The organism is Spongiactinospora gelatinilytica (assembly GCF_003236385.1).
GTDB lineage: Bacteria > Actinomycetota > Actinomycetes > Streptosporangiales > Streptosporangiaceae > Spongiactinospora > Spongiactinospora gelatinilytica.
The window spans coordinates 1-13,332 of sequence record NZ_POUA01000207.1 but is presented as its reverse complement, the minus strand read 5'-3'; the positions used below and the strand labels follow the sequence as shown (position 1 = coordinate 13,332).

Sequence of the window (13,332 nt, the reverse complement as noted above, 5' to 3'; positions counted from 1 at the left end):
CGCAAGGGAGCGCTCTCCGTTACCGGTTGTGACGCCGGCGCGGACGGGCCAGGCGGCGGAGTTGAGTGATACGGGCGGTACCGAGCACCAAGGTGAGCAAGATCCCACTGACCATGGCGATCAGCATCGCGACCGCCAGCGGCAGCGTACCGTGCAGGCCGAGAAAGGACACCTGCGTAAGGGTCGTGTTCTGCAGCATGAACACGATGAAGGCGATGGACACGAGCGCGGCGGCCCACACGCCCGCCCAGGCCACGCTGGTGCGGGTGACGGGCACCGGCCTGGAGTCCTCGATGCTTGAGCCCACGTCCGCAGGGCGCGGGGCCGTCGCCGGCGCCTCATCACCGTGGGGCGCAGTGCCCCCGGCCGTTTCGGGGGATGGCTCGGATCTGTTACGGAGGCGGTGCAGGATGTCCATGATGGCCTTTCAGTGAGCAAGGGTTGGTGGAGCGGCGCTCGGATAGAGATCTCCTGCCGCCCGGTCCCGCGCTCGGGTGGACAGCGGGTCCCTGGCGGAGTCGGGAGCGCGGATCGGTCAGGCCAACACCCGCAGGCTGCGGCCCAGGCCGGTGATGCGCAACAGCTTGGACACGTACGGACGGGGAGCGGCCAGGGCCAGGGTGATGCCCATCGCCCGGGCACGGCGCTGGATGCCGACCAGGACGGCCAGTCCGGAGGCATCGTAGAACGACACCTCGGACAGGTCGAGAACGAGCAGGTTCGTGCTGTAGCACAGGACCCGCAGCAGACGCTCACGAAGCGCGTGGCTGGTGAAGATGTCGATCTCACCGGTCAAGCGGATGGTCGTCGCGGCGGCGCACGACCCGGCGGCGACGGCGCCGGCCCGCGGGCCGCCCTTGCCGGTGCGCATACCGTCCACGGTGGCGCTGGGTCTGTCGATGATGGGTCTGTCGATGGTGATCATGATCGCTCCGTTCGGAGAACATTTGGGAGGGGGCCTGCCGGCCAGGCCGATCAGGCCGGGTACCGATAGGCCGCTGTCAGGCGGTGGACGGCTGATCGCTGGTGTTCCCGCTCTGGTTTTCCCCGTGGGCCGGGCCGTCCGCATCCGGGCTACCGAGGCCGGCCGCGGCTGTCCGGTGTGCGGCGCCGAGGATGTCGGCGGGGCGCCGGCCGGGCGCGCCGCGGACGGAAAGGGCGAGCGCGGCGGCTGCCGGGCCGACGGCGGTGTCCGGCGGGATGACCAGCAGCCTGATCGGCTCGGCACCCATGGAGACCAGGCTGACCAGGTGTGCGTTGGCGTGGCGGGACCAGCCCACCCGGATCCGGCGCCCGTGGGCCGGGATGTGGTGCGGAGCGTCGTCCCATGCGTCGCCATGCAGGCCGACGCGCATCGTGATCTGCGCCAGCCGCTGGTCGACGACGGCGATTAGAGCGGGTAGTTCGGCGGCGGCCTCGCGAGAGCGAGGCCACCACGCCCCGTCTACGGTGCCCCGCCGGCAAAAGTGAGGATCCAGCCTGAGCCGGACCGTAGAGCCGATCGCGGCGAAAGCGTCGGCGGCGGCGTTCGGTGGGTTGAGATGAGCTGCAACTCTCGGCGTCATGGTCGCCTGGCCTATCCGGGCCCTTGGAAGGACGCGGTGGTGGTTCGCCGGGGGCGACGCCGACCTGAGTGCCAACGCTCGAAAAGTCCTCGGTAATTTAAGTTTACCTCTTTACTGCCGGAGTTACCAATTTCCGGCAGTGGCAGGGCGGGTGCCTTGTGGAAAAATGCCCTTAGCGGGTGTTCCGCCCTGTCTGATCCCGGAGTCAGGTGCCGCGCCATGCCGGGGTGGATTCGCTGGTGAGACGGCGGGTGATGAGATCGGTCACGGCGATACGGATCAGGGCTTCGGACCGGCCGGCAGGGCCTTTGGGGTGAATCCCCGGGCGCCGGGTTCGCGGCGGACGATCCGCATGTCGCTACGGCAGGTGGCGGGACGGGCGGTGGAGAAGGGTGGCGCCGGCGCTCGAGTCCTGGACCGAGGTGGCGGTGACCAGCACGGCCAGGAGTGGCCCGAGGGTGTCGGTGACGATCCACCTGGCGGTCAGGCCGTTCGCAACGGTCAGGCCCGCCGGATCAGGCGGCCGCCGCCGTTGCGGAAGTGTGCTCGGCCGTCGCGGATGTCGTGGTAGGAGACGAGCAGCAGGCGTAGGTATCCGTCGAACGTTTCCAGCGGGTATTCGGCGGGCGCGAAAAGGCCGGGCCGGATGGGCACGTAGCGCTGTGGCGGGGCGGAGGTCACGCCGCCGGCGAACTCGGTGAAGATTCGCTCCTGCGATTCGTCCGTCGGCTCGTAGGTCGTCCGCTCCTCGAGCCGGCCATCGACGATGCCGACGTCGATCCGGAGCTGATCGGAGCGGTAGGTGCCCACGTACGGGGTGAGGTCGATGTCCTGCCGCACTTCGGCGACCAGAGCCAGGAAGTGGCCGATGGCCGTGCTGCGCAAGATGGCCTGCTCGGCCGAGGTACAGGAGTCCTTCATGCCGATGGGTGCATAGACGTCGCGTTCGAGCGGGTCGGGGAAGGGCGTGCCGGTCACCACCTCCAGCAGGCGGCCCGCGACGATCATGCCGCCGTTGGAGTAGCTGAGCTGCTCGCCGGGCTCGAACAGGCTGCCGCCGCTGCGCGCTAGGCCGGTGACGTAGGTCTTCAGGGCGTCGCGGCCCTTGGCATCGGGGGGAACAGGTCCCCGTCGATGCCGTTGGTGTGCGAGATCGGGTGCCGCACGAGGATCTTGTCCGCCGCGCCGGGTGCGGTCAGGGCGAACTCGGGAAGGTACTTCACCACCGGCGCCTCCAGGTCCAGCACTCCCCGATCGACCTGCTGCAGGACCAACGTGGTGGTCATGACCTTGGTGACCGAGCCGAAGAGAAATCCGGTGTCTTCGAGCATCGGTGCGCCGGTGGCGACGTTCGCGGTGCCGTGGGCGACGACGATCTGCTCGCCCGCGTGGTGGACGCCGGCCTCGAAGCCGGGGACGTTGCCGGACTCGCAGTAGGCGGCGGCCTGCTCGCGGATCTGGGTCTCGACGGCACGCAGTGCGTTGTTGTTCATGCGGAGCATCGTCGAGCCTTGCCCCTGGGGCAAGGTCAAGCCGAGTAGGGCCGCCGGATGTACCGCCTGGAACCGGACCCGGTGACCGCCTGGTGGCGGGTGCGGCGGGTGGAGGTCAGCCGTTGCCGAAGTCGGCTACTCGCCAGCGTTCGGTGGGGGTGTCGCGGGCGACCAGGAAGGTGTAGGAGCGGGGGCCGTCGGGCTCCGGGCCCGTGTCGACCTGTACGACCCAGTACTCCGCCGGGACGCCCGCGCCCAGGCGGAAGCCCGGGACCGTGTCCGGGTACGGTGCGCCGACGCGGATGCGGGTCAGGCTCTGGTATTCGCAGCCGTGCCCCCGGGCGCCGTGGGCGCGCAGGAACGAGGGCGTGCTCATCTCCTGGATCGCGTCGTCGTCCCTGGCCGCCACCGCCCGCAGGTACGCCGTGACGGTCTCCTGCGGCGTGGCGTTTTCCGGGGGTACCGGGACCGCCGCCCGGCGTACGGCGACCAGTTCGCACAGGGAGACCCGCAGCGCCGGCAGCAACGGTTGGAGCGCCAGGCCCGCCCCGAAGGCCACGGCCAGCACGATCGCCGCGCCCAGCCAGGAACCGCTCGCCCTGCCGACGGTCACGCCGCACTTCCCGGGGTGGCCGCCCCGATCACTTCCCGCATTGTGGGATCTCCTGTCTGCGAGTCGTCCTCTCATTCATATATGAGCGACCGGTCCCCACAGCAGGCATAGCCATTTTTCATGCGGTATGACCATATGTTGCTCACTCTGGCGGCAGTACGCCCTCGGCGAGCCGGGCCAGCGCCGCCGCGATCCGCCCGGGGGTGAGCCCGCGTTCGCGCTGGCGGAGGTAGACCTCCGCGGCGAGCGGGGCGAGCAGTGTGTCCGTGAGCGCGTCCGGGTCGGGGACCGCCCCCGCGACGAGCAGCGCGCGGACGTGCGCGTGCCAGAAGCCGTACGCGCCGCTGGCGTAACGCATCCGCCCGGCCTCCGCGCCGAGCACCAGGTGGCCGTGCTTTTCCAGCAGGCCGACCATGGCGGCGTAGAAGGCGGCCAGCCGCCGGCCGGGCGGCGCGCCGGGGCCGAGCGGCGGCTCGCCGCGCAGCAGCCGTTCCTGAAGGTCGCGTTCGTACTCGTCGAGCAGCGCGAGCGCGATCGAGCCCGTGTCGGGATAGCGCCGGTACAGGGTGCCGCGGCCCACGCCGGCGGCCTTGGCGATCTCGTCCATGGTGACGCCGCGCGGGTCGCGCGTGGCGAACAGGCCGGCGGCGGCGCGCAGCACCTTGGCCCGGTTGCGGGCGGCGTCGGCCCGCTCGGGCGCCGGCTTTCCGGACAGCAGGTCGGTACGGCGTCGCATGCCGGTGACTGTAGTCCACCCAGTGAACTGGACGCACTGTCCGGTTGGCCGCTACGGTCAGAAACGGACACAATGTCCACTTGATTCCGAGGAGCCTCCCATGACCACCCTGCTGCACCTGGACGCGAGCGCCCGCCGCCGTTCGCTCAGCCGCCGCCTGGGCCAGACGTTCGCCGAGGCCTGGCGGGCCGCCCACCCCGACGGCGGCTACGTCTACCGTGACCTGCACGAACGGCCCGTCCCGCCGCCCGGCGAGGCGTGGACGGAGCTGTGCGATCACGTCCTCGAACACGGCATCACCGACATCGACCGCCTCAAGGAGGCGGTCCGCGGCCCGGCCGGGGCGGCGGCCTGGGCGATCGTCGAGCCGCTGCTCACCGAGCTGGTGAACGCCGACGTGGTGCTGATCGCCACGCCGATGTACAACTACTCGGTCCCGGCGACGCTGAAGGCGTGGATCGACCAGGTGACGTTCCCCAGGATGTCGCTGGCCGGCCGCCGGTTCGTGATCGCCACCGCGCGCGGCGGCGCGTACGGCCCGGGCACCCCGAAGGAGCCCTACGACCACCAGGAGCGCTACCTGCGCGACTTCCTCGCCGGGCACCTCGCGGTGCGCGACACCGTCTTCGTCAACACCGAACTGACCAACGCCCGCGTCGATCCGGCGCTCGCCCACCTGAGGGCCGAGCACGAGGAGTCCTACGCCGCCGCGCTGCGCGCCGCCCGCGCACTGGGAGGTGAGCACTGATGAGCTGGGCGCTGCTGTTGGCCGCCGGAGCCGTGGAGATCGCCTGGTCGCAGAGCATCAAGCCGACGGAGAACTTCACCAGGCCGCTGCCCACGCTGATCTGTTTCGCGCTCGCCGCCGTGGCCGTCTACCTGCTGTCGCTGTCGATGCGTACGCTGCCGGTCGGCACCGCCTACGCGGTGTGCACCGGGATCGGCGCGGTCGGGGCCGTCGTCCTCGGGGTGTTGATCCACCGCGACCCGGTCACGCTCGCCCGGGTCGCGGCCCTTTCCCTGATCGTGGGCGGCACCGTCCTGGCCCGCGCCACCGAGCCGGGCTGAGGCCGCGCCAGAGGCCCGGCCGGGGTCAGGGCTTGACGCCCGCGCCCGCCCACACCCACGGGTGCCCGCCGGGGATGTCCGGCGCCGGGCCGTCGGGCCGCCAGCGGGAGGCCTGTACGACACCGGGGTCGAGCATGTCGAGCCCGGTGAAGAAGCGGCCGACCTCCTCGCGGTCACGCGGGACCAGGGGAGCGGTGGCCTTGTCGTAGGCGCCCACCGCGCCGCGCGTCGCGGCGGCGGGGTTGAAGTCGGCGGTGTAGTGCGAGACGACCAGGTGGCTGCCCGAGGGGACGGCGGCCAGCAGCCGGCGCACGATGCCGTGCGGGTCGTCGGCCTCGGTGAAGAACTGCAGGACCGCCACCAGCAGCACGCCCACCGGCTGGGTGAAGTCGATCGTGGCGCGGGTCTGCGGGTCCTCCAGGATGGTGCCGGGCTCGCGCAGGTCGGCCTGGATGATGCTGGTCCCGCCGGTCCCGGTCATCAGCGCGCGGGCGTGGACGAGGACGATCGGGTCGTTGTCCACATAGGCCACCCGGGCGTCGGGAACGGCCTGCTGGGCGACCTCGTGGACGTTGGGCGAGGTGGGAATCCCGGTGCCGATGTCGAGGAACTGCCTGATCCCGGCATCGGTGAGCGCGCGTACGGCGCGCACCAGGAACGCGCGGTTCTGCCGCGCGCCCGCCCGGACACCGCCCCGGGTGGCGGAGATCATCTTCTCCGCGGCCTCCCGGTCGGCCGGGAAGTTGTCCTTGCCGCCCAGGTAGTAGTCGTAGATCCGGGCGGGGTGGGCCACCTTGGTGTTGATCTTCGGCGTGGATCGGCCCTCCGGGGTGACAGGGGGCGTCGAGGCGCTTTCGTCGGCCATGGTATGACCTCCGTACCAGCTCGTCCGATGGCTCCGGTGAGCATATAGGGTACGGGGCCCGGGCCACACCCGCGAGGCGGTACGACGGGGCGATCACATGATCGCCAACTGGCCTCCGTCGATCACCAGCTCGGTGCCGTGGACGAACGAGGCGTCATCGGACGCCAGGAACGCGTACCCGGCCGCGACCTCCTCGGCCAGCCCGGCCCGGCCGAGCGGGATGTGGCCGCTCTCGTAGCCGGAGACGAAGTCGTCGGCGAGCCCTTCCGAGATCTGCGCGTTGAGCGGGGTCTTGATGTAGCCGGGGCACAGCGCGTTGACACGGATGCCGTGCCGGCCCAGCTCGACCGCCATGGTCTTGGTGAGCAGCAGCACGCCGCCCTTGGAGGCGTTGTAGTGGGCGTAGTCCGCCTCGCCGCCGAGCCCGTTGGTGGAGGACATGTTGAGGATCACCCCGCCCGCCCCGCGCTCGACCATGTGGCGGGCCGTGGCCTGGGCGACCAGGAACATGCCGCGCAGGTTGACGGAGATGATCCGGTCCCAGTGCGCGGGGGTGATCTCCAGGAACGGCTCGCGCCAGGCCGTGCCCGCGTTGTTGACCAGTACGTCGATCCCGCCCAGCGCGGCGATCGCACCGTCCACCAGCGCCGCCGCGCCGCTCTCCGCACTGACGTCACCGGCCAGGCCGGTCACCTCGGCGGGCCCAGACGGCCCGGACAGGGCCGACAGCGTGGACAACTCGCCCACCGTACGGTCCACCTCGGCCTGATCGAGGCCGCCCAGCACCACGCGGGCGCCCTCCTCCAGGAACCGGCGGGCGGTGGCCGCGCCGATGCCGCTGCTGCCACCGCTGATCAGCACTCTCTTGCCGGCGAGTCCGCGCATGACGTTCCTTCCTCGTCACCTCAAGCTAACACTGATTCCGTATCATGCACCAGCATTCCGAGTAGCGGAACTTCGGTGAAGCTGTGATGACTCTTGACAGCGGCACCGGTTGCTGGTGTCCTGTCGCTCATTCGGAATAGCGTTCTGTTATACGGAATCGAGGCTAGTATCGATGAGGGCGATGGTCTTCACCGGGCCGGGCACTGTGGAGGTGCGCGACGTGGCCGAGCCGGAGGTCGGGGCCGGCGAGGTCCTGGTGCACGTGATGGCCTCGGGGATCTGCGGAAGCGAACTCCATGGGGTCAAGACGCCCGGTTTCCGGGTGCCCCCGCTGGTGATGGGGCACGAGTTCGCGGGCCGTACCGACGACGGGCGGCAGGTGATCGTCAACCCGATCCTGTCGTGCGGCGACTGTGACGTGTGCGGGCTCGGCCTGCGCAACGTGTGCCGGCGGCGGCGGATCATCGGGGTTCACCTGCCCGGCGGATTCGCCGAGCGGGTGGCCGTACCGGCCGGCGCCCTGACCGAGATGCCCGCGGGCCTGTCCTGGGACGCGGCCGGTGTGGTGGAACCCGTGGCGAACGCCGTGCACGCCTGGTCGCTGGCCGGCGCGCCGGCCGGGGCCCGCGTCGGGATCATCGGCGCGGGCGCGATCGGGCTGGCCTGCTCCCAGGTCGCGCTGTCCGGCGGGGCCGCGCGGGTGGAGGTCGCCGACCGGGCCGAAAGCCGCAGGTCGATCGCGGCCGGGCTGGGCGCGCACGCGGCGGTGGCCGAACTGACCGGCGAGTACGACGTCGTCTTCGACGCCGTCGGCGCGGCGGCCACCCACCGGGCCTCGCTCGAGCTGCTGCGCCCCGGCGGGATCGCGGTCTGGCTCGGCCTCGCCGATTCGACGGCCGGCTTCGACGCCTCCGGCCTGGTGCGCGGCGAGCAGCGGGTGCTCGGGTCGTTCGCCTACGGCGACGCCGACTTCGCCGCGGCCGCCGCCCTGGTCGGCGACTGGGACCTGAGCTGGGTGGGGACCTTCCCGCTGGAGGACGGCGCGAAGGTCTTCACCGGGCTGATGAACGGCGGTACCGCGCCGGTCAAGGCGCTGCTCGTCCCGTGAAGCACAGCGGACGCGCCCTTGCCCGGCACCGGCCGTGCGGCGATGTCGAACACAGTGGGTCGCACGCACTCGCCACCGGGCTGCACCACCTTGCACACGTTGACGTTGACGCCGCCCGTCGCGGGGAAGTCGCTGGTGCCCTGGAGCTGGTACTGCCAGCGGCTGTTCAGGGGCGGGCGCCAAATGGCGCTCTTGGCCGCGGGGCCCTTCGCGGGCGCGGGGTCCGTGCCGGCGGTGGCCGTGGAGGTCGCCACCGGGCCCACGGCGGCGGCCAGAGCCGCGACCATGGCCACTCGCGTGAAGGCCTCCGAGGACTGGCCATGCGCTCACTCTCGTTCCGTGCTGTGGAAATAAGTTCCGTGATCTAGAAAATTTCACGCCGAAAGGATGTAGTCAACAAATATCTCGACGTCAAGAGATCCGCCTACCTGATGGGCGGCTGAATCTGCGCTATTCGCTGAACGTTCAATCAATCTTTCCGTAATGTGGAACTCTGGTCTGCATGGCGGATGGATGGCTATACTCGCCGCACGCAGCGGGCGGCCCCAAATGCCCGCCGTGCTCTGTGGAGGGAATCACCCCGTGGCACGCATCGTCTTCATCGGCGCGGGCAGCGTCGAATTCACCAAGAACGTCCTCTCCGACATCCTCACCCTCCCCGGGCTGGAGGAGTCCACGCTGGTCCTGCACGATATCGATGCGCAGCGGCTCGCCACGGCCGAGGCGATGGCCGAGTGGATGGTCGCCGAGCTGGGCAGCGGAGCCAAGGTGGAGGCGCACGCCGACCGCCGCGCCGCCGTGGCGGGCGCCGACTACGTGATCAACGAGATCGCGGTCGGCGGCCACGCGGCGACCCGCCTGGACTTCGAGATCCCGCGCCGCTACGGCCTGCGCCAGACCATCGCCGACACCCTGGGCGTCGGCGGGATCTTCCGCGCGCTGCGCACCATCCCGGTCATGGTCGGGCTGGGCAACGACCTGGCGGAACTGGCCCCCGACGCCCTGCTGCTCAACTACACCAACCCGATGGCGATGATCCCCCGCGCGGTCTACCAGGGCACGCCGTTCCGGCGGGTGGTGGGCCTGTGCCACTCGGTGCGCGACACCCAAAAACGGCTCGCCTCGCTGGTGGGCGTGCCGGAGGAGGAAATCTCCTTCGTCACGGCGGGCGCCAACCACCAGGCGTTCGTACTCCGCTTCGAGCACCGGGGCCACGACCTCTACCCGGCCCTGGACGAGGTCATCGAGCGCGACCCCGAGCTGCGCCGGACCGTCAGGGTGGAGATGTACCGCCGCTTCGGCCACTTCCCGACCGAGTCCAGCGAGCACGGCTCGGAGTACCTCCCGTGGTTCCTGCACCACGACGACCAGGTCGCCCACTTCCGCATCCCGGTGGAGGTCTACCTGCGCTGGTCGGAGGAGAATCTCGACACCTACGCCGAGACCAGGCGCAGGCTCGACGCGGGAGAGGGCGTCGAGATCGAGCCGATGATGGAGCTGGCCTCGGAGGTCATCCACTCCATCGAGACCGGCACGCCCCGGGTCGTCCACGGCAACGTCCGCAACGACGGGCTCATCGCCAACCTGCCGCCGGACGCCTGCGTGGAGGTGCCCTGCCTGGTGGACCGGGCGGGGGTGCGCCCGACCCGCATCGGCGAGCTGCCGCCGCAGCTCGCCGCGCTGAACCAGACGTTCCTGAACGTCGGCGACCTGACCGTGCGGGCCGCGCTCGAAGGCCGCAGGGACCACGTCTACCATGCGGCCATGCTGGACCCGAACGCCTCGGCCACGCTCACCCTCCAGCAGATCCACGATCTCGTGGACGAGATGATCGCCGCCCACGGCGACCTGATGCCGGAGGGCGTCCGATGAGGTGGCGTACGACGCGGCCGGCCGTACTCGCCGCGGTCACCGCCCTGTCCCTGGCCGTCGCGGGCTGTGGCGGGGGAGAGGAGCCGCCCGCGAGCGGCCCTGTGGAGATCACCCTATGGCACGGCCAGGCGGGTGTGGCCGCCAAGTCGATCGAGAAGCTGGTCGCGCGGTTCAACAAGGGCGATCACGGCATCAAGGTGCGCAGCGAGTCCGGTGGCGTCACCCCCGACGGCATGCTGCCCAAGATCACCGCGGCGCTGACCTCCGACGCCTACCCCGACATCGCCTACCTCTACGGCTCCTGGGCGCCCAACGTGGCCAGGAACCCCAAGACGGCCGACCTCACCGAGTTCGTCAAGAACCCGGCCGTCGGCTGGTCCGACTTCTGGGCCGGCGAGCGCGAGGCGGCCACCATCGAGGGGAAGGTCATCGGCTTTCCCGCCGTGGTGGACAACATGGTCGTCCTCTACAACAAGAGAATGTTCGCCAGGGCCGGTGTGCAGGAGCCGGGGCCGGACTGGACGTGGGAGGACTTCCGGGCCGCCGCCAGGAAGACGACCGACGCGAAGAAGGGGGTCTTCGGGACCACCTGGCCGATCAGCGGCGGCGAGGAGGCGGTCTGGGGCCTGTGGCCGCTGGTCTGGCAGAACGGCGGCGACATCCTGTCCCCCGACCACAAGAAGGCCGTGTTCAACTCCGCGGCCGGGCAGAAGGCGCTCGGCCTGCTGCGGGACATGGCGGTCGACGACAAGTCCATCTACCTCGACAGCACGGCCGCCGAGAAGTCGCAGAAGCTGTTCGAGTCCGACCGGATCGGGATGTTCCTGTCCGGCCCGTGGGTGCTGCCCGACCTCCAGGCGGCCAAGCTGGACTACGGCGTGGCGCAACTGCCGGGCACCGCGGGCAACCATGAGACCGTCTCCGGGCCCGACAACTGGGTGGTGTTCCAGCACGACGAGCGCCGGGTGAAGGCCGCCGCGGAGTTCCTGTCCTGGCTGACCTCGGCGGAGCGGCAGTTGGAGTGGATGATCGACACCGGCTCGCTGCCGATCCGCGAATCGATCAGCAAGCTGCCCGGATACCAGGACTATCTCAAGAAATATCCGGGCATTGAGGTGATCTCCGCCAACCTGGCCAACGCCAAGCGGGTCAGGCCGCCGACCACCAAGTACCCGCGGGTGTCCTCCTTCGTGGCCGAGGCCATCGCCCAGGCCCTCCTGGGCAGGTCCGATGTCAAGACGGCGCTGGACGAGGCGGTCCGCAAGTCGGAGGCGGCGCTGGCCGTACCGGGATCGTGAGCGGCATAGCGGCCGGTGCGCCCGCCGCCCGCCACGCGCTCGGCTGGAACCGGCGCAAGCTGGGCGACCACGTGGCCGGCTGGTCCTTCGCGGGCCCCGCCACGTTGATCCTCCTGGGGTTCTCACTGGTCCCGATGGCCTGGGCGCTGGCGCTGTCGTTCACCGACTCCGACCTGATGCGGGCCGGCACCAACGTCGGGGCGGCCAACTACCAGGCGCTGCTGCAGGACCCGGTGTTCTTCCAGGCGCTGCGCAACACCGGGCTCATCGTGGTCCTCTACCTCCCCGCGTCGCTGGTCATCGGGCTGACGGTCGCGGTGCTGCTGAACCGCAAGGTACGCGGGATCGGCTTCTACCGCACCTGCTTCCTGGTCCCCTACGTGGTCTCGGCCACCTCCGTCGGCCTGCTGATGGGCTACATCTTCGACCGTGACTTCGGGCTGCTGAACGGCGTGCTGGCGACCCTCGGGCTGCCGGTGCAGGGCCTGCTCGGCAGCCCGTCGCAGGCCATGCTGGTGCTGACCGCGGTGTTCCTGTGGACCCGCTTCGGGTTCACCGTGGTGATCTACCTGGCCGCCATCCAGGAGATCAGCAAGGAGGTGCTCGACGCCGCCGCGATCGACGGCGCCGGGCGGTGGAGCACCTTCCGGCACATCATCGTGCCGTCGGTGCGGCCGATGACGATCTTCCTGGCGGTCTGGGGCGTGATCGACGCCCTGCAGTTCTTCGACCTGGTGATGACCACCACGCAGGGCGGCCCGGCCAACTCCACCGTCACGATCGTCTACTACGTCTGGCAACTGGTCTTCAAGTTCTCCGCGGCCGGGTACGGCGCGGCGGTGGCCTACACCCTGTTCGCCGGGATGTTGCTGCTGATGCTGCTCGGCGGGCTGGTCGTGCTGCTGCGAAGGAGGGCCAGGGCATGAGCGGACGCAGGCGGCGCCTCAGGCTCCCCAGCAAGTGGCACCTGATCCTCGTGCCAATGTCGATCGTCACCGTGCTGCCGTTCGTGTGGCTGCTGCTCAGCTCGGTGATGACCCAGACCGAGCTGAACCGCTTCCCTCCGGCGTTCTGGCCGCAGGCCATCGACCTGGACGGCTACCGCAGCGTCATGGAGCGCTCCGACTTCCCCCGCTGGTTCCTCAACAGCCTGGTCGTGTCGGCCTCGATCGTGCTCGCGCAGCTCGTGCTGTGCAGCATGGCGGGCTACGCCTTCGCCAGGATCAGGTTCATCGGCTCCAGGCTCACGCTGGTACTGGTCATCGCGACCTCGCTGATCCCGTTCCAGCTCACGGTCATCCCCACCTTCCTGATCTTCAGCAAGGTGGGGCTCACCGACACGCTGGGCGCGCTGATCGTGCCGCAGCTCAGCTCGGCGGTGGGCATCTATCTGATGACGTCGTTCTTCCGGTCCTTCCCCGGCGAGCTGGAGGAGGCCGCGCGGATCGACGGGTGCTCCCGGCTCGGCGTGCTGTTCCGGGTCGTGCTGCCGGTGGCGCGGCCCGCGCTGGCCGCGCTGGGCATCATCACGTTCATCACGGCCTGGAACGACCTGTTCTGGCCGCTGGTGGCGATCAACTCCGAGGCCAACTACACCCTTCAGGTGGGCCTGACCACCTTCCAGGGGCTGCACCGGGCCAACTGGCCCGCGATCATGGCGGGCGCGGTCATGGTCACGCTGCCGGTGCTCGTGGTGTTCCTCGTCGGCCAGCGCCGTTTCGTCCAGGCGCTGACCGGCGCGGTCAAGGGCTGAACACGCCGCGGGGCCGCATGCCGGGGCCGCATGCCGGGCCCGCATGCCGGGCCCGCCGCCACACCCCGCCACACCC

The 13,332-nt window shown here is 70.3% G+C and carries 16 protein-coding genes; 7 read left to right on the top strand and 9 right to left on the bottom strand.

Annotated features, from left to right (window positions below; translation table 11 throughout):
- Window positions 1-19 precede the first annotated feature (19 nt).
- The 7 genes from C1I98_RS43100 to C1I98_RS23760 form a co-directional block, all read right to left on the bottom strand.
- Entirely contained in the window at window positions 20-307 is a 288-nt protein-coding gene (locus C1I98_RS43100) for a lipopolysaccharide assembly protein LapA domain-containing protein (protein WP_199537155.1), read from the bottom strand.
- A 228-nt stretch (window positions 308-535) separates the two neighbouring features.
- Window positions 536-925, bottom strand: coding sequence for an STAS domain-containing protein (locus tag C1I98_RS23780; protein WP_233508121.1), 390 nt, complete (start codon window positions 923-925; stop codon window positions 536-538).
- A gap of 76 nt (window positions 926-1,001) precedes the next feature.
- Window positions 1,002-1,565: a DUF5994 family protein gene (locus tag C1I98_RS44235; protein WP_233508120.1), complete on the bottom strand. Its 564-nt coding sequence runs from the start codon at window positions 1,563-1,565 to the stop codon at window positions 1,002-1,004.
- Between the two features lie 501 nt (window positions 1,566-2,066).
- Window positions 2,067-2,657 (bottom strand): serine hydrolase, encoded by a 591-nt coding sequence (locus tag C1I98_RS45105; protein WP_368773542.1) that lies wholly within the window; start codon window positions 2,655-2,657, stop codon window positions 2,067-2,069.
- Window positions 2,654-3,058: a serine hydrolase domain-containing protein gene (locus C1I98_RS45100; protein ID WP_199537154.1), complete on the bottom strand. Its 405-nt coding sequence runs from the start codon at window positions 3,056-3,058 to the stop codon at window positions 2,654-2,656. Before C1I98_RS45100 ends, C1I98_RS45105 begins: the two co-directional genes overlap by 4 nt.
- Window positions 3,059-3,173: 115 nt before the next feature.
- Window positions 3,174-3,671: a hypothetical protein gene (locus C1I98_RS23765; RefSeq protein ID WP_111169642.1), complete on the bottom strand. Its 498-nt coding sequence runs from the start codon at window positions 3,669-3,671 to the stop codon at window positions 3,174-3,176.
- Window positions 3,672-3,813: 142 nt separating this feature from the next.
- A complete protein-coding gene (locus C1I98_RS23760; RefSeq protein ID WP_111169641.1) occupies window positions 3,814-4,407 on the bottom strand; it encodes a TetR/AcrR family transcriptional regulator in 594 nt (197 codons plus the stop codon).
- A gap of 100 nt (window positions 4,408-4,507) precedes the next feature.
- On the opposite strand from C1I98_RS23760, the gene C1I98_RS23755 reads away from it, so the two are divergent.
- Window positions 4,508-5,155: an FMN-dependent NADH-azoreductase gene (locus C1I98_RS23755; protein ID WP_111169640.1), complete on the top strand. Its 648-nt coding sequence runs from the start codon at window positions 4,508-4,510 to the stop codon at window positions 5,153-5,155.
- Window positions 5,155-5,475, top strand: a complete 321-nt coding sequence (locus C1I98_RS23750; protein WP_111169639.1) for a DMT family transporter — start codon at window positions 5,155-5,157, stop codon at window positions 5,473-5,475. Before C1I98_RS23755 ends, C1I98_RS23750 begins: the two co-directional genes overlap by 1 nt.
- Before the next feature lie 25 nt (window positions 5,476-5,500).
- Here the strand turns inward: C1I98_RS23750 and C1I98_RS23745 are convergent, their stop codons facing one another.
- Both C1I98_RS23745 and C1I98_RS23740 read right to left on the bottom strand, forming a co-directional pair.
- Entirely contained in the window at window positions 5,501-6,340 is an 840-nt protein-coding gene (locus C1I98_RS23745) for an SAM-dependent methyltransferase (protein WP_111169638.1), read from the bottom strand.
- 93 nt (window positions 6,341-6,433) lie between these two features.
- On the bottom strand, window positions 6,434-7,225 hold the full coding sequence (locus C1I98_RS23740) for an SDR family NAD(P)-dependent oxidoreductase (protein WP_111169637.1): 792 nt from the start codon (window positions 7,223-7,225) through the stop codon (window positions 6,434-6,436).
- A 172-nt stretch (window positions 7,226-7,397) separates the two neighbouring features.
- Here C1I98_RS23740 and C1I98_RS23735 point away from each other — a divergent pair, with 172 nt between their 5' ends.
- The 5 genes from C1I98_RS23735 (at window position 7,398) to C1I98_RS23710 (ending at window position 13,256) form a co-directional block, all read left to right on the top strand.
- Complete coding sequence (locus C1I98_RS23735; protein ID WP_111169636.1) at window positions 7,398-8,333, top strand: zinc-dependent alcohol dehydrogenase; 936 nt, start codon at window positions 7,398-7,400, stop codon at window positions 8,331-8,333.
- 582 nt (window positions 8,334-8,915) lie between these two features.
- Window positions 8,916-10,205, top strand: a complete 1,290-nt coding sequence (locus C1I98_RS23725) for an alpha-glucosidase/alpha-galactosidase (RefSeq protein WP_233508119.1) — start codon at window positions 8,916-8,918, stop codon at window positions 10,203-10,205.
- Window positions 10,202-11,503 (top strand): ABC transporter substrate-binding protein, encoded by a 1,302-nt coding sequence (locus C1I98_RS23720; protein ID WP_111169633.1) that lies wholly within the window; start codon window positions 10,202-10,204, stop codon window positions 11,501-11,503. The genes C1I98_RS23725 and C1I98_RS23720 overlap by 4 nt, the downstream gene beginning before the upstream one ends.
- A complete protein-coding gene (locus C1I98_RS23715) occupies window positions 11,500-12,429 on the top strand; it encodes a carbohydrate ABC transporter permease (RefSeq protein ID WP_199537153.1) in 930 nt (309 codons plus the stop codon). Before C1I98_RS23720 ends, C1I98_RS23715 begins: the two co-directional genes overlap by 4 nt.
- Window positions 12,426-13,256, top strand: a complete 831-nt coding sequence (locus C1I98_RS23710) for a carbohydrate ABC transporter permease (protein WP_111169632.1) — start codon at window positions 12,426-12,428, stop codon at window positions 13,254-13,256. The genes C1I98_RS23715 and C1I98_RS23710 overlap by 4 nt, the downstream gene beginning before the upstream one ends.
- The last annotated feature ends 76 nt before the right edge of the window (window positions 13,257-13,332 follow it).